This is a genomic window from Rhodococcus sp. GXMU-t2271 (assembly GCF_041414735.1).
Taxonomy (GTDB): domain Bacteria; phylum Actinomycetota; class Actinomycetes; order Mycobacteriales; family Mycobacteriaceae; genus Rhodococcus; species Rhodococcus indonesiensis.
Genome location: NZ_JAUIZP010000057.1, coordinates 85,381 through 104,147 on the forward strand (window position 1 = coordinate 85,381; position 18,767 = coordinate 104,147).

An 18,767-nucleotide genomic window follows, 5' to 3' on the forward strand; every position below is an offset into this window, starting at 1 on the left:
CCGGTGTCAGACGGACGAGGTGCCGTGCGGCGACACGGGCACGCCGTCGACGAAGTCCTTGGCCCGGTCGAAGTGCTCCGCACCGACGGTGAGGAACAGCCCGCGCGACGTCGCAACGACGACGTCCGGGTCGGCGAACGGGCCCTCGACGATGCGGGCCTCCGCGCTGGTGTAGACCTTGCGGCGTACCGTGCCGTCGATCCGCGCGCGCAGTTCCAGCACCGATCCGAGTGGGATGGGCGCGGCGAAGTCGATCTGCAGGTGGCCGGTGACGACGGGCCGGCGCAGGACCATGCACGCCATGCCCTGCGCCTCGTCGAACGCGGTGGTCAGGATCCCGCCGTGGATGAAGCCCGGACCGCCCTGGTAGCGGTTCGCGAAGTCGAGCATGCCGGTGACCTCGAGGCCCTCCCCGAAGGTGAACTGCATCGCCATTCCCGCGGGCTGGTCGTCACCGCAGCCGAAGCACCTGCTCCAATGAGACGGAATCGGTGCGCCCGCCCCGGGATGGTCGTCGGGGAGCTCGGGAAGGGCGAGGTCGTCGGGCAGGGTCCAGGTACCGCTCATGGGGAAGTAATCTAGTCGGCGGTTCGGTCGGCTCCCCCGGGCGGACCGACACGAAGTGGCGTTCGCCGCACCGGCCGGACACGGAAAGGAACCATCGATGACCGATGTGGCACCGTCCGTGACGCTGCGCGAGACCATCGCCCGGCTTGCACCCGGCACCGCCCTGCGCGACGGTCTCGAGCGCATCCTGCGCGGCCGCACCGGAGGCCTCATCGTTCTCGGGTTCGACGACGAGGTGGCGGCGCTGTGCGACGGCGGCTTCGAGCTGGACGTGGAGTTCGCCCCCACCCGGCTGCGGGAGCTGTCGAAGATGGACGGCGCGGTCGTGGTGTCCACCGACGGCAGCCGGATCGTGCGGGCCAACGTGCAGCTGGTACCCGATCATCGGATCCCCACCGTCGAATCGGGCACGCGGCACCGCGCCGCGGAGCGCACCGCGATCCAGACGGGCTACCCGGTGGTGTCGGTGAGCCAGTCGATGAGCATCGTGACCGTCTACGTCGACGGTCAGCGGCACGTGATCAACGATTCGGCCACCATCCTCTCGCGCGCCAACCAGGCCGTCGCGACGCTCGAACGCTACAAGTCGCGGCTGGACGAGGTCACCCGGCAGCTCTCGGTGGTGGAGATCGAGGACTTCGTGACGCTGCGCGATGCGCTCACCGTCGCGCAGCGGCTCGAGATGGTGCGGCGCGTCTCGGTGGAGATCGAACAGGAGGTGCTCCAACTGGGCACCGACGGCCGCCAGCTGGCGTTGCAGCTCGAGGAGCTGGTGGGCGACAACGACCTGGCCCGCCAGCTGATCGTGCGGGACTATCTGGCCGGTTCGGAGGCCCCGCAGCTCGTCGCAGTCGAGCAGACCCTCGCCGCGCTGGATCGGCTCACCGACGTCGACCTACTGGATCTGACGACGTTGGCGCGCGTGTTCGGGTATCCGGGCACGATCGAGGCCCTGGACACCGCGACAAGTCCGCGTGGTTATCGCGTGCTGCACCGCGTGCCGCGGCTGCAGTCCTCGCAGATCCACCGGCTGGTGGGCTCGTTCGGGAGCTTGCAGGGCCTGCTGGCGGCAACGGCGGCGGACCTGCAGTCCGTGGAGGGGATCGGCGGGCTGTGGGCACGCTCCATCCGCGAAGGCCTGTCACGGCTGGCGGAGTCGTCGATCAACGGCCCGTACGACTGATCCGCACCCCGGTGCCGATCGGGCACAGGGCGACGGATCAGGCGATGTTGAACGGCTCGGGCGTGCTGCGCAGGCCGCCGAGCTGGCCGACCACCGTGTAGGCGCCGGCCGGAACCCGCTCCCGCGGCGCCTGGCATCCGGGTTCGGAAGTCGTTCCGGACCACTTCACCGCGAACGCGGCCTGACCACCCGGCGGCAGTTTGCGCACGTCGGCGGTCGACTCGGGGAAACAGTCGGTGTTCGACCACAACCGCCGGCTGCCGTCGAGTGAGTACACCAGCACCTGCTGCAGACCCGCGCCGAGGTCACGCTCGCACGCGGTCGTGCCGATGTTGGTGATGACGATCGTGAACTCGGGTTCCTCGCCCACCTGGTAGTTGGGCCGGTCCGCGGTCACCCGCACGGCGAGCGCCTGGTCCGGGCACTGGCCGGCGGCGACGGCGGATGCGCTCGCCGCCGCGGAACTCGAGGACGCGGCGGACCCCGACGTCGTGCTCGACGGGGACGACCCCGGCTGGGACGATCCCGACTCGGTGCCGCCGGAGGACCCGCCGGGACCGGCGGCGGCGACACCGTCGGCCGTGTCGTCGTCCGCCTCGTCTCCAGTGCTGCTGGTCGGGGTGCGGGTGGTGCTGGTCTCGGACGTCAGGACGCCGGCGGCCGCCGCGTCCGGCTCCGGGTCGTCGCCCCCTCCGGTCAGGGACAGGACGAGCCACACGACGAGCGCAAGCACGACCACGCCGACACCCACGGCGAGCGCGCGTCGACGCCAGTAGATCTCGGGGGGCAGCGGCCCGTTCGGTTCAAGCACGTCTCACACGGTATGTGCCACCGGCGAAGGGCCGCCGCACCGAAGTCGGCGTGTCGCGTCAGTCGACCGTCACACCGATGTCGCCGACGTGCCCCTGCAGCTGGACACGGCCGTCGGAGAGCTTGTAGGTGACGCCGGCGATCGCGCAGCGGCCGTCGGCGACGCGCTCGGCGATGATCTGCGACCGCTGGCTGAGCAGCTTCGCGGTTTCCACCACGTGCCGGCCCTCGAGCTCGTCGACGGTGGACAGCCCGTCGTTGCGGCCCATGAGGATCGACGGTGCGACACGCTCGACGATGTCACGGATGAATCCCGGCGGGATCTGCCCCTTGTCGAGCGCGTCCAGGGTGGCCTTGACCGCGCCGCAGCTGTCGTGACCGAGCACGATGATCAGCGGCACGTCCAGGATTCCCACGGCGTACTCGATGGAGCCGAGGACCGAGCCGTCGATCACGTGACCGGCGGTGCGCACGACGAACATGTCGCCGAGACCCTGGTCGAAGATGATCTCGGCGGCCACGCGGGAGTCGCCGCAGCCGAACAGCACCGCGATGGGGTGCTGTCCGTTGACCAGTTCGGCGCGACGGTCGATGCCCTGGCTGGGATGCAGCGGGGTGCCACTGACGAACCGCTGGTTACCCTCGGTCAGGGCCTTCCAGGCAGAGATGGGGTTGGAGTTCGGCATGCGGACATTATCCACCCTCGCCTGTGACGCGCTTCGCACGGCCGGGTTACCGCGAGGTCACATCGGCCCGACATTCCGACGGGAGGACGTGAGAGATGCCGGTCGACGCGACCGCCCTGCTGCGCTGGTACGCCGCCGAGGCGAGGGATCTGCCGTGGCGTGAGGACGGCGTCACCGGCTGGCAGATCCTCATGAGCGAGGTCATGCTGCAGCAGACCCCGGTGGTCCGGGTGGCCCCGATCTGGCTGGAGTGGGTGCAGCGCTGGCCGGTGCCGTCGGCGATGGCCGCGTCGAGCCGGGCCGACGTGCTGCGCGCGTGGGGCAAGCTCGGGTATCCGCGACGGGCCCTGCGGCTGCACGAGTGCGCCGGCGTCCTGGCCGCCGAGCACGGCGACGAGGTGCCGGCGGACGTGGACGTGCTGCTGACCCTTCCAGGCATCGGCGCCTACACGGCGCGTGCCGTCGCCTGTTTCGCGTACGGCCGGCGTGTCCCGGTGGTGGACACGAACGTCCGCCGGGTCGTCGCACGCGCGGTGCACGGCGCGGCCGAGCCCGGCAATCCCTCGACGACGCGGGACCTGGCCGACGTCGAGGCACTGTTGCCACGCACCCGCGAGCGGGCGGCGACGTTCTCCGCAGCCCTGATGGAACTCGGCGCGACGATCTGCACGGCCCGCTCCCCCGACTGCGCCCGGTGTCCGCTTCCGCGGTGCGAGTGGGTGTCGGCGGGGCGGCCCGCCCATGCCGGACCGCCCCGCCGGGTGCAGAAGTTCACGGGCACCGACCGGCAGGTGCGAGGCAGGCTCATGGCGGTGTTGCGCGAGAGCGACGTCCCGGTGGAGCGGCCGGTGCTGGATCAGGTGTGGCTCGCGGATCCGGGGCAACGGGACCGGGCGCTGCACTCGCTGCTCGTGGACGGCCTGGTCGAGCAGACCGACGACGGGCGTTTCGCGCTCGCCGGCGAGGGGTGAGCCGCGCTCACTCGTCGAGCGTGTCGAGGAATCGTTCGACTTCGGCGCGGTATTCGCCGGGGCGCTCGTCGTGCACCAGGTGCCCCGCGCCCGGAATCCGGACGTACCGGGACCGGGGGTGCTCGGCGGCCATCCGCCGCATCTGCCCATCGGGCGTGATGGTGAACTCGCCCTCGACGAGCAGGGCCGGCACCGAGATCGACCGCCACTGGTCCCAGAAGTGCCGGGCGCCCCACTCCTCGGAGATGTCCCGAAAGGTGCCCACCTCCCCGTGCAGGTACCAGCCGTCGGCGCGATGCTCGAAGGAATCGAGGAAGTACCGTCCGGCGACGTCGCCGAAGTACCCGACGACCGCGTCCTCGTCCGGAAACGGTTGCGGCCACTGCGCGATCATCGCGGCCCAGTCCGCCGCGGTCCGGCCACGGAAGTCGGGGGCCATGTCCTCGACGACGAGGGCGGCCACCCGGTCGGGGTACGCGGCGGCGAAGCACCACCCGTGCAGGGCGCCCATCGAGTGCCCGATCACCACCAGGGGTTCACCGATGCCGTCGACGTGCGCGGCGAGGTCTGCGACGAACGCCTCGGTGGTGAGCCGGTCCGGGGCGGGACGCCCGTGGCCGGCGGCATCGAAGGTGTGGACGCGGCCGTGGCTGCGCAGCCACGGCACGTGCCGTCGCCACGTGCGGGAGCTGCCCATCAGGCCGTGCAGCAGCAGGATGGGCCGCCCGGAACCACCTTCGTCGTGCAACACAACCGCCAAGGTAGCGGAGTACGCTCGCCGCCATGGCAGTGGTGAAGATCAACGCAATCGAGGTCCCCGAGGGCGCCGGCCCGGAACTGGAGACACGCTTCGCGCATCGGGCGCACACCGTGGAGAACTCCCCCGGCTTCCTCGGATTCCAGCTCCTGCGTCCGGTGCAGGGCGAATCGCGCTACTTCGTGGTGACCCAGTGGGAGTCGGAGGAGGCGTTCGCGGCCTGGCGGGACGGCCCGGCCCGGCAGGCGCACGCGGGTGAGGCGAAGCGACCGGTCGCATCGGGCGCCTCGCTGCTCGAATTCGAGGTCGTGCTCGACGTCAAAGCCACCGGCGAGGACACCGCTCGCGGCTGAGCGTGCCGACGTGAACGCGCAGCGCCCGTTCAACTACCCGCACGTCGGCGCGACCCGTGGCGGGACACCGGCGGGGTTCCGGCACGCGCACCTGACCTCCCGCCTCGGCTCGGGCGACGTCGCGTTCCGCACCGCCGTCCGGGCGCTCGAGAACTGGAATATGCAGCGGCATGCGGGTTTTCGCGTCGATTCGCATACCCCCGCGCCGCGGGCGGGGCTGGAGGTACGGCTGGATCCCCCCATCGGTCCGGCGCGCTGGGGGTCATGGTGCCGGGTCGTCTACGTCGTCGACGAACCGGATCGTCGTGGCTTCGCCTACGGCACGCTGGAGGGACACCCCATCAGCGGGGAGGAGGCGTTCGTGGTCGAGCGCCGACCCGACGGCGCGGTGTTCGGGCACATCACTGCCGTCTCCCGGCCCGGTCGCTGGTTCACCCGCCTCGGTGCACCGGTGCTGCCGCTCGCTCAGCGGTGGATGATGGGCCGTTACCTCGACGCGCTCGCCGGCGGCTGACACGGCGCGAGTGCGCACCTCCCGGCGGTCGTCGCCGCGGGACGTGCGCACTCGCCGGTTCGCTCAGGATTCGAGCGCTGCGTCGAGCGTGATGTCCACTCCGGTCAGGGCCTTGCTGACCGGGCAGCCCTCCTTGGCTCCCTGCGCCGCCTTCGCGAACCCGTCGGCGTCGAGACCGTCGACCTCGCCGCGGACCGTCAGCTTGATGCCGGTGAGCCGGAATCCGCCGTTCGGGTCCGGGCCGAGCGAGACGTCGGCCGTGACGTCGAGGCTCTGCGGCGTGCCGCCGGCCTCGGCGATCAGCGCCGAGAGTTGCATCGCGTAGCACGACGAATGTGCCGCGGCGATGAGTTCCTCCGGGCTGGTGGTGCCTTCGGCGTCGTCCGCGGCCCGCTTGGGGAACGAGACGTCGAAAGTGGCGCGGCCGGAGCTGGTGAGCTCGACCTGTCCTGCGCCGTCCTGCAGGCCACCGTTCCAGGCTGTGCGAGCGGTACGTGTGGGCATCGATCGGTCCCTTTCGTCGTGGCGTGTTCTCTCAGCCGAACCTACGCCACGTCGCGCGGCGCGGCGCTGCTTCCGCACGGCGGCGAGCCGCCCCGGCACACGGCGGCGAGCCGCCTCGGCACACGGCGGCGAGCCGCATTCTGCACGGCGGCGAGCCGCGCCCGCTAGGTTCGCGGGTGTGTTCACCCGGCCGACGCTGCGCCGCGAATCGCGACTGTTCGTCATCGGTTCCGCCCTGTTCGGGGCCGGTGCCGGCGGCGTGCTCGTCGTCCCCGCCGCTACCTCCAATCTGCTCTACTTCGTGGGCTCGTGGTTCTTCACCGCGGCGGCGACCGTGCAACTGCTGCTGACGCACCGACCGCCGGTGGCGACCCGCGTGGACCGGTACGACTGGTGGTCGGCCGCGGTGCAGTGGGCCGGCACGCTCGCATTCAACGTGAGCACGGGATTCGCGCTCGTCGCCGGTCTGACGGCGACCGAGGAGCGAAACCTGGTGTGGCGCCCCGACGCTGTCGGCTCGGTGTGCTTCCTCGTCAGCAGCGCCCTGGCGGTGGTGGCCACCACCGACACCGATGCGCTGTGGGACCCGCACGCCCGCAACTGGCGCAGCACCTGGCTGAACATGCTCGGTTCGCTCGCCTTCGGCGCCTCGGCCGTCGGCGCCCACGTCGACCCGGCGGGCGCAACGTTCGCACCGCGGCTCGCCGACCTCGGCACCTTCGTCGGCGCGCTGTGTTTCCTCGTCGCGGCGTTGTCGATGCGGCCGGCCGACCCGCCGGACCCGCATCGAACCTGACGTCCCGAGTCTCGGCAGGAGACCGGCCCGGGTGGTCCAATGGAGGCGTGGCCACGGGTGGCGACCGGGTGCGGGTCGAGGTGCTCGGCCCGATCCGGGTGCTGGACGGGGATCGCCAGGACATCACTCCCGACGGGCTGCTGCAACGGCGCCTGCTGGCCCTGCTGGTGCTTCGGCGGGGCCGGGTGGTGCCGGCGCCCTCCGCCGTCGAGGCCCTGTGGCCGTCCAGGCTGCCGGCGGATCCGGCCGCCGCCCTGCAGAACCACATGTTCCGGCTGCGTCGTGGCCTGCCCCACGGCCTGATCGAGTCCGTCGGCGAGGGCTACCGGCTCGATCCGGCCCGCGTGGATGTCGACGCCGACCGCCTCGTCGCGGTCTCGACGGCGGGAGGAACCGATACCGCCGAGATCGACGCCGTGCTCACGCGCTGGCAGGGTCCTGCCTACCCGGAACTCGACGACGTGGACGAGGCCCGCATGGAGGCGACGCGGCTGGAGGAACTGCGTTTCCGGGTCCGGGAGGTGCGGGCCGAGACCCGGCTCGCGCGGGGCGACACCGACGGTCTCGTCGCCGAACTGACCGCACTGTCCGACGCGCAGCCGTCGAGGGAACGACCGCGTGCGCTGCTGATGACGGCGCTCGCGGCAACCGGACGCCGGGCGGAAGCGCTCCGCGTGTACGACGATTTCCGGCGGCTGATCGGCGACGAGCTGGGCATCGAGCCGTCGCCGGCACTGGCGGCCCAGCACGCGGAACTGCTGGCCGGCGCCCCCGATCGGGTGTGGGCTCCGGTGGGCCGGCTGCCGGTTCCGGCGACGTCACTCGTAGGCCGGGACGCTCTCGCGGCGGAGGTGACCGGGCTGACGGAGTCGGGGCGACTGGTGACCCTGGTCGGTCCGGGTGGAGTCGGCAAGACCCGGTTGCTCCTCGAGGCCGGGCACCGGCTCCGCGCCGTCCGACCCGACCGTCCGGTGGTGCTGTGCGAGCTGGCCACTGCCGAACCGGGCTCGGCGGTCGATGTGGTCGCCGCCGCCCTGCGGATCGACGCCCGTCCCGGCACCGCACTCGCCGAGCGGGTGGCCGACGTGCTGGGCGAGACCGAGATCGTGTTGCTGCTCGACAACTGCGAGCACGTGCTCGAGCCGATCGCCGCCTTCGTCGAACGCCTGCTCGGCACATGTGCGAACGTGCGGGTCGTGGCGACGAGCCGGGAGCGGCTGCGCGTTGTGGGCGAGTACGTCCGCAGGGTGCCGACGCTGGCGTACGACGGGGAGGACGCCCCGGCCGTGCGGCTGTTCGAGGAGCGGGCGCGGGCCGTCGTCCCCGGATTCGAGCCGGACGGGCGGGAACGCGCCTGCATCGCCGAGATCGTGCGTCGCCTGGACGGGTTGCCGTTGGCAATCGAGCTGGCGGCGGCGTGCCTGCACACCCACGAGGTCGCGGAGGTCGCGGCGGGCCTGGACCACCGCTTCGAGCTGCTGGCGTCGGGGTACCGCACGACACCGCGGCACGGGTCGCTGGCCGCGGCCGTGTCGTGGTCGTTCGGGCTGCTCCCGGAGGATCTGCGGCGGACCTTCGCGGACCTGTCGGTGTTCGCCGGCTCGTTCGACGCGGCCGACGCCGCGGCGGTCTGCGGCACGGATCCCGGGACGACCGTCGCGGCGTTGACGCACCTCGTGGAGCGTTCGCTGGTGATGCGGATACCCGGTCGCCGGTACATGCTCCTCGAGACGCTGCGGGCGTTCGGCACCGAACAGCTCGTCCGCACGGGCCGGGCCGACACGATCGCGGAGCGGCACGCCCGGCACCTGGTCGACTGGGTCGACCGCGCGGATTCCCGACTGCTGCAGCCGGGTGAGCCGGTCCTGTCGCAGATCGACGCCGCCGTACCGGAGTTGCGCAGTGCGCTCGGCTGGTTGCTCGACCACGACGAGATCGCCCTTGCGGGCCGCCTCGTCAATGCCCTGCTGGACTACGGGATCTTCCGGTTGCGACCGGATGTACTGAACTGGGCCCGGATGGTGATCGCCGCCGACCCGGAGGGGCGGAGCCCGTTCGCTGCGCGCGTGCAGGTGGTGGCCGCCTACGCGGCGTGGATGTCCGGCAACGTACCCGAGACCGGCCGGCTCAGCGCCGGTGCGCTGCGCGCGGTCGAGCGGGTGAAGACCGAGCCGGCTGCGGAAGCGCTGACCGTCCGCGGGAGCTACGAGTTGTTCGAAGGCCATTTGGACGCAGCTGCCGCCTGGTACCGGCGAGCCGCCGCGGCAGCCGTGCACGACCCGGCGCAGCGCCTCATGGCACGTGCCAGCGAGCTGCTGCCGCTGGGCTATGCGGGCGCACCGGCCGCCGTCGGGCTGGCCGCGACACTCCTCGTCGAGATCGGCGATGCACGTACGCCGCACGCGGCGTACGTCTGGTACTGCGCCGGGGAGGCGGACCTGGCGGTCGACGTCGAACGGGCCCGAGCCCGCTTCGCACGGGCCCTGGAGATCGCGGAGCAGACGAACGCCTCCTTCGTGACCGGCCTCGCCGGTGCGTCGAAGGCGTCCATCGACGCCCGGATCGGTGACCCTGTGGCGGCCGCCGCCGAGTACCGGCGGCTGATCCCGCACTGGCGGCGGGCCGGGGTGTGGTCGACGCAGTGGACGATGCTGCGCTCGATCGCCGGACTTCTCGAACGCCTGGGCCGCTACCACGACGCCGCGGTGCTCGAGGGGGCCGTGCGCGCGACAGCGGCCGGTCACCGCATCTTCGGGGCCGACGAGGTGGCCCTGGACGATCTCGGCGTGCGGCTGCGCACCGAGCTCGGCGACGACGAGTACGAGGCGGCGCGGCGACGCGGCGCGATGCTCGACGGCGAGGCCGCCGCCGAGCATGCGCTCCGCGCCCTGTGACCGCCGGGGGGTCGGAACCTCACCATCGGGGCTGTTCGCCGAGGATGCCGAGCAACGACTTGCCGACGAGTTCGTGGGTGAGCGCGTCGTTCCCGGGGTGGAATCCCCCGCACCGCACGTCGCGGTAGAGACGTTCGAGCTCGTTCCCGGTGAACATGCCGGCGCCGCCGGTCACGTCGAGAGCGATGTCGACGACTCGTTTGGCCGCTTCCACCGCCCGCCACTTCATCGCATACACCTTGGGAACCCATTCGTCGCCGTGATCCGCGCCGGCCACCCAGTCCGCGACGAACCGGTCGAGCGTCGCCGAGGCGGCGTCCAGCTCGAGGTACATCTGTGCAACCTGGTGCTGCACGAACGGGTTGTAGGCGTACGCGCCCCGCTCGATCGCCACCGAGGTCTTGCGGCGGGCGCTGCGGACGGCGAGTTCGAGGGCGCGGTCGGCGATTCCCAGATACACCGCCGCCATGAGCGAAAGCGGCCACATCGTCATCGCCACGAGAAACGGATCGCTGCCGTCGCCCGCGGCGACCACCCGCCCGATGCGGTCGTCGGGAACGAAGACGTCGTCGAGAACCGTGTCGTGGCTCTGCGTCGGCCGCATACCGAGGGTGTCCCACGTCGGCACGACGTTCACCCCCGCGCTGCCTCGTTCGACGAACGCGTGCACGATGTGCGGCCCGCCGGCCGCGTCTGCATCGACGGCATGCGCGCCGAGCCACCGCCACGCCGGACCGTTGGAGCCGAACTGTTTGCGGCCGGTCAGGCGATAGCCGCCCGCCACGCGCTGCGCCCGGCACGTCGACAGGAGTACCGGGATGTCGTTGCCCGTCTCGGCATGTCCGGCAGCGAACACGTCGCCGGCCACCGCGGCCTCCGAGATCCAGCGGAGCGACGTGTCGCCCGTGCGTTCCAGTTCGGTCGCCATCCCGATCCAGTACGAGTGCATCGTCATCGCCAGCGCGGTCGCCGGGGCGTAGCGCGCGAGGCGCCGCTGACTTGCGGCCAGCCGGGCCAGATCGAGACCCCATCCCCCGTAGCGGACGGGTACGGCGGCGCCGAGGTAGCCGGCCGCTCGCAGTTCCGCGAGGTCCTCGTCGAAGTAGGAGTTGGACCGGTCGAGTTCGCCGGCACGGGAGCGGAACCGCTCCAGCATCTCGGTCGGCAGCTCGGCCGCCGTCGCGTCTCGGGTCGAGTTCATGGTGAGTGTGGTGTCCATGGCCACGACGATGCGCCGGTCCGCTCCCGTCGCGCTCCCACCGGATCACACCGCCACGAGAGCACATGGGGGCGCCGTGGGAGTCCCCTCCCGCACCGTGGCAGACATGAACGCGACGACCTCCCGGCTCGGGACCATCCTGTCGATCTGGGCCCACCCCGACGACGAGACCTATCTCGCCGCGGGGATCATGGCTGCCGCCCGCGACGCCGGCCGGCGCGTCGTGTGCGCCTCGGCCAGCGCCGGCGAGCACGGAACCGCAGACCCCCGCTCGTGGCCGCCGGAACGGCTGGCCCGGGTCCGCCGCTGGGAAGCGGCCGCCGCCCTGGCCGTGCTCGGTGTCGAGGAGCACCACGTCCTCGGCCTGCCGGACGGCGCCCTCGCCGATCACGACGACGCCGGTCTCGCCTGGGCCGGTCGGCTCCTCGACGATCTGCGCCCCGACACGATCCTGACCTTCGGTGCCGACGGAATGACCTACCACCCGGACCACAACGCCGTACACCGCTGGGTCACCCGCGCCTGGCGTGACCGCGGCTGCCGGTCCCGGTTGCTGTACGCCACCCCGACCGTGGAGCATCTCGCCCGCTTCCGGGACCTCTACGAGGAATGGGGCATGTACATGAGCGACGAGCGCCCCACCGGTGTCCCCGAGGAGCTGCTCGCGGTCCACGTCCGGCTGCGGGGACCCGAGCTGGACCGCAAACTCACCGCGTTGCGGGCCATGGCCACCCAGACCGGCGACCTCGTCGCGCGGATCGACCCGGCGATCTACGCGGCCCAGATCGCGGAGGAGGCGTTCGTCGACGCACTCCGCGTCCCCGACCGCGACGAGGCGGTGACAGGAACGGCGGCGACAGGAACGGCGGCGACAGGAACGGCGGCGACTGGAACGGCGGCGACAGGACCGGCGGCGACAGGAACGGCGGCGACTGGAACGGCGGCGACAGGAACGGCGGCGACAGGAACGGCGGCGGCATGGTGACAGGCCGGTCTACCGGTGCCGCTCGGCGAGGCGCTCGGCCGCCGACCGGACCTGCTCGCGGAGCTCGGGCGGTCCGAGCAGTTCGGCGTCGTCGCCGAGCTGCCACATCGCGGCACCGGCGTGGGCGGCCCCACCGAACTCGGCCTCGACCGCCCACCACCCGTCGTCTGTGGGCCGCTGCGCGACGACGCGGATCGCGATCGCCGCGAGGTCTTCCCGGCGCCGGTCCCGGATCTGCACGGCGGCGGTGACCGTGCCCAGGCCGGCCCGGAACTCGGCGCGGCGCCGCTGCCAGATCCGGGCGAGGTCGACGTCGGGCGGGCGGTGCGCCGCGGTGTCGAGCAGTTGCACCTGCTCCACGCGGGAGAGGCGGTAGGTGCGTTCGGCGCCGCGATGCAGCGCCACCAGATACCAGCGGCCCGCCGCGCTGACCAACCCGAGCGGGTCGACGGTCCGCCACCGCGCCTCGGCGCCACGGGAGCGGTAGCGGATACGCAGGCGACGATCGGTGAACACTGCCTGCTGGACGATGCCGAGGTGCTCGTCCCGCTGGGGATCGACCACCCACCCCGCCGAACTGACCACGATCCGCTCCCCGACCCGGGCCGCGGCGGTGCGCTGCGCCTCGGGTAGCGCCACGGTCACCTTCCGCATCGCCGACGCGAACGCGGGCGCCATGCCGAGCGAGTCGGGCGTCGCCGAGGCGCTCGCCGCGAGCAGGGCGGTCGCCTCGTCGACGGTCAGACCGGTCAGGTCGGTGGTGAAGCCGGGCAGCAACGCGTACCCACCGGCGCGTCCCCGTTCGGCGTAGACGGGGATGCCTGCCGTGGACAACGCCTCGACGTCGCGCAGCACGGTGCGCACCGACACCTCGAGTTCCCGGGCGATCGCCGGCGCGGTCATCCGGCCGCGGTGCCGCAGCAGTAGGACGAGGGACAGCAGCCGATCCGCACGCATGACCGCACTCTCGCAGAGATACCTGACAGGAGATGTCGTGTTTCGACGGAAGCATCGTGTCCGCCGACATCGACACACCACAGGAAGGCCGGACATGAGCACCGCCATAGATCCTCGTCCCCTCTACCGTGACGCCCTGGCGTGGGTGGATCTGCTGTTCGCGCGAGTGCGCCCCGAGCAGATGACCGACCCGACCCCCTGCCCGGATTTCGACGTGCGGGCCCTGCTCGGCCACCTCGTCGCAACCGTGGACAGGGGGCGGGTGATCGGCGACGGCGGCGACCCGCTCAGCATCCCGGAATTCCTCACCGGCGTCCCCGACGACGCATGGCGAGCCGAACTCGAGCGGGCGCAGGCCCACTACCGGAAGGTGTGGAGCGACGACGACCTGCTCGACCGGCCCGTCGTCGCGCCGTGGGGAACGGTGCCCGGACGCGCCGCGGTGCTGAGCAACCTCAACGAGGCTCTCGTGCACGGGTGGGACCTTTCCGCCGCCACCGGTCTGCCGGCCGAACCCGACACGGCGCTCGTGGAGGCCGCATTCGCCGTCGCGCGCCGGACGATTCCCGCGGCCGGGCGCGGCGGACGGGTTCCCTTCGGCACGGTCGTCGAATCCGCGCCGGATGCGAGCCCCCTCGAACGGCTCGCGAACTGGTCCGGGCGGAACACCGCGGCCTGGCGGCGCTGAGCCGGACACACCGACGCCGACGGGCGGCACCCGCAATGGGTGCCGCCCGTCGGCGTTCGCCACAGCGGGACTACTCGGCGTCCTTGGCCAGTGCCACCGCCGGGGTGTCGGGCACCGCCGCCGGCTTCTCGCTCGGGGTGAAGGTGAACTTCGCGTTCTCGCCGGCACCCTCGCCGTCCCAGCCTTCGACGTCGACCAGGACGATCTGGCCGGGGCCGATCTCGTTGAAGAGGATCTTCTCCGAGAGCTGGTCCTCGATCTCGCGCTGGATCGTGCGACGCAGCGGCCGGGCGCCGAGGACCGGGTCGAAGCCGCGCTTGGCGAGCAGCGACTTCGCCTTCTCGGTGAGCTCGATGCCCATGTCCTTGTTCTTCAGCTGCACCTCGACACGACCGATCATCAGGTCCACCATCTCGATGATCTGCTCCTGGGTGAGCTGGTGGAAGACGATGATGTCGTCGATGCGGTTGAGGAACTCGGGCCGGAAGTGCTTCTTGAGCTCGTCGTGGACCTTGAGCTTCATCCGCTCGTAGTTCGACTCGGCGCCGGTGCCCTTGGTGAAGCCCAGGCCCACCGCCTTCGAGATGTCGGCGGTACCGAGGTTCGAGGTGAAGATCAGCACGGTGTTCTTGAAGTCGACCGTGCGTCCCTGGCCGTCGGTGAGGCGGCCGTCCTCGAGGACCTGCAGGAGGGTGTTGTAGATCTCCTGGTGGGCCTTCTCGATCTCGTCGAACAGAACCACGGAGAACGGCTTGCGGCGCACCTTCTCGGTGAGCTGGCCGCCCTCTTCGTAGCCGACGTAGCCCGGAGGGGCACCGAACAGCCGCGACGCGGTGAACCGGTCGTGGAACTCGCCCATGTCGATCTGGATGAGCGCGTCGTCCTCGCCGAACAGGAAGTTCGCGAGCGCCTTCGACAGCTCGGTCTTACCGACGCCGGACGGGCCGGCGAAGATGAACGAACCGGCGGGCCGCTTCGGGTCCTTCAGGCCGGCGCGGGTACGCCGGATCGCCTTGGCGACGGCCTTGACGGCGTCCTCCTGGCCGATGATCCGCTTGTGCAGCTCGTCCTCCATCCGGAGCAGACGGGTGGTCTCCTCCTCGGTGAGCTTGAACACCGGGATACCGGTCCAGTTGGCGAGGACCTCGGCGATCTGCTCCTCGTCGACCTCGGCGATGACGTCGAGATCACCGGCGCGCCACTGCTTCTCGCGCTCGGCACGCTGCGCGACGAGCTGCTTCTCCTTGTCGCGCAGGTTCGCGGCCTTCTCGAAGTCCTGCGCGTCGATCGCGGACTCCTTCTCCCGGCGCGCGTCGGCGATCTTGTCGTCGAACTCGCGCAGGTCCGGCGGCGCGGTCATCCGGCGGATGCGCATGCGCGCACCGGCCTCGTCGATGAGGTCGATCGCCTTGTCCGGCAGGAAGCGGTCGTTGATGTAGCGGTCCGCGAGGCTCGCCGCGGCGACCAGTGCCTTGTCGGTGATGGACACGCGGTGGTGCGCCTCGTACCGGTCGCGCAGACCCTTGAGGATCTCGATGGTGTGCTCGACCGTGGGCTCGCCGACCTGCACCGGCTGGAACCGGCGCTCGAGAGCGGCGTCCTTCTCGATGTACTTGCGGTACTCGTCGAGGGTGGTGGCACCGATGGTCTGCAGCTCGCCGCGCGCCAGCTTCGGCTTCAGGATCGACGCCGCGTCGATGGCGCCCTCGGCGGCACCCGCACCGACCAGCGTGTGCAGCTCGTCGATGAACAGGATGATGTCGCCGCGGCTGTTGATCTCCTTGAGGACCTTCTTCAGGCGTTCCTCGAAGTCACCGCGGTAACGGCTGCCCGCGACCAGCGAACCGAGGTCGAGGGTGTAGAGCTGCTTGTCCTTGAGGGTCTCGGGGACCTCACCGTTGACGATGGCCTGAGCCAGGCCCTCGACCACGGCGGTCTTGCCGACGCCCGGCTCACCGATGAGCACCGGGTTGTTCTTGGTGCGACGGCTCAGGACCTGCATCACGCGCTCGATTTCCTTCGCGCGTCCGATGACGGGGTCGAGCTTGCCTTCGAGCGCGGCCTGCGTGAGGTTGCGGCCGAACTGATCGAGCACCAGCGACGTCGACGGGGTGCCGGCCTCGCCACGGCTGGTGCCGGATTCCTGGGGCTCCTTGCCCTGGTATCCGGAGAGCAGCTGGATGACCTGCTGACGCACCCGGTTCAGGTCCGCGCCGAGCTTGACGAGCACCTGCGCCGCGACGCCCTCCCCCTCGCGGATCAGGCCGAGCAGGATGTGCTCGGTACCGATGTAGTTGTGGCCGAGCTGCAGCGCCTCACGCAGGCTGAGCTCGAGCACCTTCTTGGCACGGGGCGTGAACGGGATGTGACCCGACGGGGCCTGCTGTCCCTGGCCGATGATCTCCTCGACCTGGCTGCGGACGCCTTCGAGGGAGATCCCCAACGATTCGAGCGACTTGGCCGCTACGCCCTCGCCTTCGTGAATGAGGCCCAGGAGAATGTGCTCCGTGCCGATGTAGTTGTGGTTGAGCATCCTGGCCTCTTCCTGAGCCAGGACGACGACGCGCCGCGCGCGATCGGTGAACCTTTCGAACATCGCACTCCCTCACACTCTCCGGCCGACAGGTCCGGTACGCGGATCGTTCCGGACCCGGCTGCCGCGTTTCGCTCCGGCACTCGAGTCGTCGAGTGGAACCAGGTTCCACGACCCCACTCGACACTCTAGTTGCCGCCGTTTCGAGGCGCTGCCCCTCCACCCGATCGGCACCGGCGGCAACTCCGGTTACGAGGGGTAACGCTGCACGTCGACCCCGCGTTCCCACCTCCGTGTACGCCAGCAGCGAACACGCTGCTCAGCGGGGCATCAACCGGCGAATGCGCTGCCCGACGCGCTGCGGGGCGCGTTCGGGGTCGACGAGTTCGTTCTCCGCGAGGGGACTGTCCTCGTCGGCGACGGTGCCCGGCTCGAACCGCTCGAGCGTCCGGCCCGGTCCGCGCAGCCGTTCCACCGCGGCGACGAGCGAGCCTTCGGACCGGACCGCGGACGCGACGTCCTCCGGGGACACTCCGAGGTGTTCGGACAGCAGGCGCTCGCGCATCTCGACGACCGCACGGCTGATGTGGTCGCCCTCGTGGTCCGCCTCGACGAAGAGATCGCACTCGGTGTCGAAGCCCAGGGACCGGTTGTTCAGGTTCGACGAGCCGATGCGCAGCAGCACGTCGTCCATGACGACGACCTTCGCGTGCACGTAGATCGGTGCTCCGCCCGCGGTGACCGGGTAATAGGCGGCGAACCGCCCGTGGACGTCGGCGTTCCACAGCATGTGCAGCAGCTTGCGACGGGCACCGTCCATCGCTTTCTGCTCGAGCCACCCCTCGGCGTTGCGCGGCAGGACCAGCACGATCTGCGGGCCGTCCGGTTCGTGCAGCCGCTTCGCGAGGGCTTCGGCGAGGGTCCGGGACGCCAGGTACTGGCTCTCCATGTAGAGCGTGCGACGGGCGCCGGCGATCACCGCCAGGTAGAGGGCTTCGATCTCCCGGACCTCCGCCCGGTCGCGGAGTTCGGGCAGGGTGCGGGCGACGGCGACGTCGACGTCGCGCAGCGCCGGGCGCAACCCGTCGGGCCAGATGGTGTGGTCCACCTCGACCGGTTCGAGGTCCTCGCCCGTCGCTGCTTTCCACCGGGCACGGGCCTGCTCACCGATCGCGTGGGCGGCCGCGCCGTCCACCGCCGTGGTGACGTCGTGCCACGGTCCGTACCGGCGGCCGCTCGGCTCCCGCCGGTAGCGGCTGTGGTCGGGATGCTCGCTGGTGTCCCACCGATCGACGGTCATGTCGATGCCACCGCAGAACGCGACGACGTCGTCGATCACGATGATCTTCTGGTGATGCGCCGCGCCCACCGGGTGGGCGCCGTCGATCTCGAGCCGGAGCCGGGGGTCGCTCAGCCAGTTCAGCACGAAGACGGGTGTCATCCCGCGCCCGATGGCGGCGAATGCGCCGATGTTCCACTTCAGCAGCATCACCTCGAGGTCCGGATGCCGGCGCGGCAGCCACTTGAGGAACGCACCCAGCCGGTTCGGGCCCTCGAGGGTCTTGTGATCGGGTTCGAACTTGATCCGCGTGTCGAAGTCCCACCCGATCAGGAGGATCCGCCGGCGCGCCTGCAGCATCGCCGACTTGGCGTACCGGAAATAGTCGGCGGCGTCGACGATGCAGGCGAGACGATCGGCCCGATCGATCCGCCAGCACGTCTCACCCGGGACGGCAATCCGCTCTGCCATGGCCGACACGCTACCCGGGAATTGCGCCCGCGCGCCGCGACGGGCGAAAGCGCGGGCCGTTGTGACGTTTGTCTCCGCTTCCCGGCCCCACACCGTTCCGAACGACCGCTCCGCTTTCGGACGAATAGGGGAACGTAATCCACACACCACGACGACCGGGCGATATCCGCGACAGTTGTCGCGGATATCGCCCGGTCGTCCGGAAGTCGGCGCCTACTGCTCAGTGCGCCTTGTTGTATGCCTCGATGATTTCGGCGGAGATGCGGCCCCGCGCCGAGACGGGCATGTCGTTGTTGCGGGCCCATTCCCGGATTTCCGCGGTTCGTTCCCGATCCGAACCACCACGCGCGGACTTGCGCGACGGCGGCGCACTGGGCACGACCTTCGCGCGCTTACGGCCACCCACCTTGCGGGCATGGGTGACCCAGAACTCCAATTCTTCCCGGAGCTTGGCCGCATTTTCCTCGGACAGATCGATCTCGTAGGTGACTCCGTCGAGCCCGAATTCCACGGATTCGTCCGCCGCCGTCTCCCCGTCCACATCGTCGATCAGGGTAACGGTGACCTTCTTTGCCATGTGCTGCAAATCCTCTCGAATGA

At 70.9% G+C, this 18,767-nt stretch carries 18 protein-coding genes; 8 read left to right on the forward strand and 10 right to left on the reverse strand.

The genetic code is table 11. From position 1 onward, the window contains the following. Positions 1-6: 6 nt before the first annotated feature. Positions 7-567, reverse strand: coding sequence for a PaaI family thioesterase (locus tag QYS60_RS20490; protein WP_371384119.1), 561 nt, complete (start codon positions 565-567; stop codon positions 7-9). A gap of 97 nt (positions 568-664) precedes the next feature. Between QYS60_RS20490 and disA the strand changes: the two genes are divergently transcribed. Then, positions 665-1,750 (forward strand): DNA integrity scanning diadenylate cyclase DisA, encoded by a 1,086-nt coding sequence (gene disA / locus QYS60_RS20495; protein ID WP_003935979.1) that lies wholly within the window; start codon positions 665-667, stop codon positions 1,748-1,750. A gap of 37 nt (positions 1,751-1,787) precedes the next feature. Here the strand turns inward: disA and QYS60_RS20500 are convergent, their stop codons facing one another. Beyond that, complete coding sequence (locus tag QYS60_RS20500) at positions 1,788-2,561, reverse strand: hypothetical protein (RefSeq protein ID WP_371384120.1); 774 nt, start codon at positions 2,559-2,561, stop codon at positions 1,788-1,790. Between the two features lie 58 nt (positions 2,562-2,619). Next, a complete protein-coding gene (locus tag QYS60_RS20505; RefSeq protein WP_003935981.1) occupies positions 2,620-3,246 on the reverse strand; it encodes a carbonic anhydrase in 627 nt (208 codons plus the stop codon). Positions 3,247-3,341: 95 nt separating this feature from the next. On the opposite strand from QYS60_RS20505, the gene QYS60_RS20510 reads away from it, so the two are divergent. Beyond that, the gene (locus QYS60_RS20510; protein WP_003935982.1) at positions 3,342-4,217 is read left to right on the forward strand and encodes an A/G-specific adenine glycosylase; all 876 of its coding nucleotides are present in this window, start codon (positions 3,342-3,344) and stop codon (positions 4,215-4,217) included. Between the two features lie 7 nt (positions 4,218-4,224). On the opposite strand, the gene QYS60_RS20515 is transcribed toward QYS60_RS20510, so the two are convergent. Beyond that, positions 4,225-4,968, reverse strand: coding sequence for an alpha/beta fold hydrolase (locus QYS60_RS20515; protein ID WP_371384121.1), 744 nt, complete (start codon positions 4,966-4,968; stop codon positions 4,225-4,227). Positions 4,969-5,000: 32 nt separating this feature from the next. Between QYS60_RS20515 and QYS60_RS20520 the strand changes: the two genes are divergently transcribed. Together QYS60_RS20520 and QYS60_RS20525 are read left to right on the forward strand one after the other, a co-directional pair. Next, positions 5,001-5,327, forward strand: coding sequence for an antibiotic biosynthesis monooxygenase (locus tag QYS60_RS20520; RefSeq protein WP_289377109.1), 327 nt, complete (start codon positions 5,001-5,003; stop codon positions 5,325-5,327). 10 nt (positions 5,328-5,337) lie between these two features. Then, positions 5,338-5,841 carry a DUF1990 family protein gene (locus QYS60_RS20525; protein WP_289377108.1) on the forward strand — a complete coding sequence of 168 codons (504 nt, stop codon included), beginning with the start codon at positions 5,338-5,340 and terminating at the stop codon, positions 5,839-5,841. Between the two features lie 63 nt (positions 5,842-5,904). Here QYS60_RS20525 and QYS60_RS20530 read toward each other — a convergent pair whose 3' ends face one another. Continuing rightward, entirely contained in the window at positions 5,905-6,345 is a 441-nt protein-coding gene (locus tag QYS60_RS20530; RefSeq protein ID WP_289377107.1) for an OsmC family protein, read from the reverse strand. A 178-nt stretch (positions 6,346-6,523) separates the two neighbouring features. On the opposite strand from QYS60_RS20530, the gene QYS60_RS20535 reads away from it, so the two are divergent. Both QYS60_RS20535 and QYS60_RS20540 read left to right on the forward strand, forming a co-directional pair. Next, positions 6,524-7,141: a YrhK family protein gene (locus QYS60_RS20535; RefSeq protein WP_289377106.1), complete on the forward strand. Its 618-nt coding sequence runs from the start codon at positions 6,524-6,526 to the stop codon at positions 7,139-7,141. 47 nt (positions 7,142-7,188) lie between these two features. Continuing rightward, a complete protein-coding gene (locus tag QYS60_RS20540) occupies positions 7,189-10,035 on the forward strand; it encodes a BTAD domain-containing putative transcriptional regulator (RefSeq protein WP_371384122.1) in 2,847 nt (948 codons plus the stop codon). Between the two features lie 19 nt (positions 10,036-10,054). Here the strand turns inward: QYS60_RS20540 and QYS60_RS20545 are convergent, their stop codons facing one another. Next, the gene (locus QYS60_RS20545; protein ID WP_371384123.1) at positions 10,055-11,254 is read right to left on the reverse strand and encodes an acyl-CoA dehydrogenase family protein; all 1,200 of its coding nucleotides are present in this window, start codon (positions 11,252-11,254) and stop codon (positions 10,055-10,057) included. Between the two features lie 106 nt (positions 11,255-11,360). Here QYS60_RS20545 and QYS60_RS20550 point away from each other — a divergent pair, with 106 nt between their 5' ends. Next, the gene (locus QYS60_RS20550; protein ID WP_371384124.1) at positions 11,361-12,239 is read left to right on the forward strand and encodes a PIG-L deacetylase family protein; all 879 of its coding nucleotides are present in this window, start codon (positions 11,361-11,363) and stop codon (positions 12,237-12,239) included. A gap of 9 nt (positions 12,240-12,248) precedes the next feature. Here QYS60_RS20550 and QYS60_RS20555 read toward each other — a convergent pair whose 3' ends face one another. Continuing rightward, entirely contained in the window at positions 12,249-13,196 is a 948-nt protein-coding gene (locus tag QYS60_RS20555) for a helix-turn-helix transcriptional regulator (RefSeq protein WP_371384125.1), read from the reverse strand. 94 nt (positions 13,197-13,290) lie between these two features. Here QYS60_RS20555 and QYS60_RS20560 point away from each other — a divergent pair, with 94 nt between their 5' ends. Continuing rightward, positions 13,291-13,884 (forward strand): TIGR03086 family metal-binding protein, encoded by a 594-nt coding sequence (locus tag QYS60_RS20560; protein WP_003935992.1) that lies wholly within the window; start codon positions 13,291-13,293, stop codon positions 13,882-13,884. A 70-nt stretch (positions 13,885-13,954) separates the two neighbouring features. On the opposite strand, the gene QYS60_RS20565 is transcribed toward QYS60_RS20560, so the two are convergent. The 3 genes from QYS60_RS20565 to QYS60_RS20575 all read right to left on the reverse strand — a co-directional run bounded on the left by QYS60_RS20565 (position 13,955) and on the right by QYS60_RS20575 (position 18,744). Beyond that, positions 13,955-16,480 carry an ATP-dependent Clp protease ATP-binding subunit gene (locus QYS60_RS20565; RefSeq protein WP_371384126.1) on the reverse strand — a complete coding sequence of 842 codons (2,526 nt, stop codon included), beginning with the start codon at positions 16,478-16,480 and terminating at the stop codon, positions 13,955-13,957. 256 nt (positions 16,481-16,736) lie between these two features. Then, complete coding sequence (locus QYS60_RS20570; RefSeq protein ID WP_289377098.1) at positions 16,737-18,167, reverse strand: phospholipase D-like domain-containing protein; 1,431 nt, start codon at positions 18,165-18,167, stop codon at positions 16,737-16,739. Positions 18,168-18,387: 220 nt separating this feature from the next. Continuing rightward, entirely contained in the window at positions 18,388-18,744 is a 357-nt protein-coding gene (locus QYS60_RS20575) for an Lsr2 family protein (RefSeq protein WP_289377097.1), read from the reverse strand. Positions 18,745-18,767: the final 23 nt, after the last annotated feature.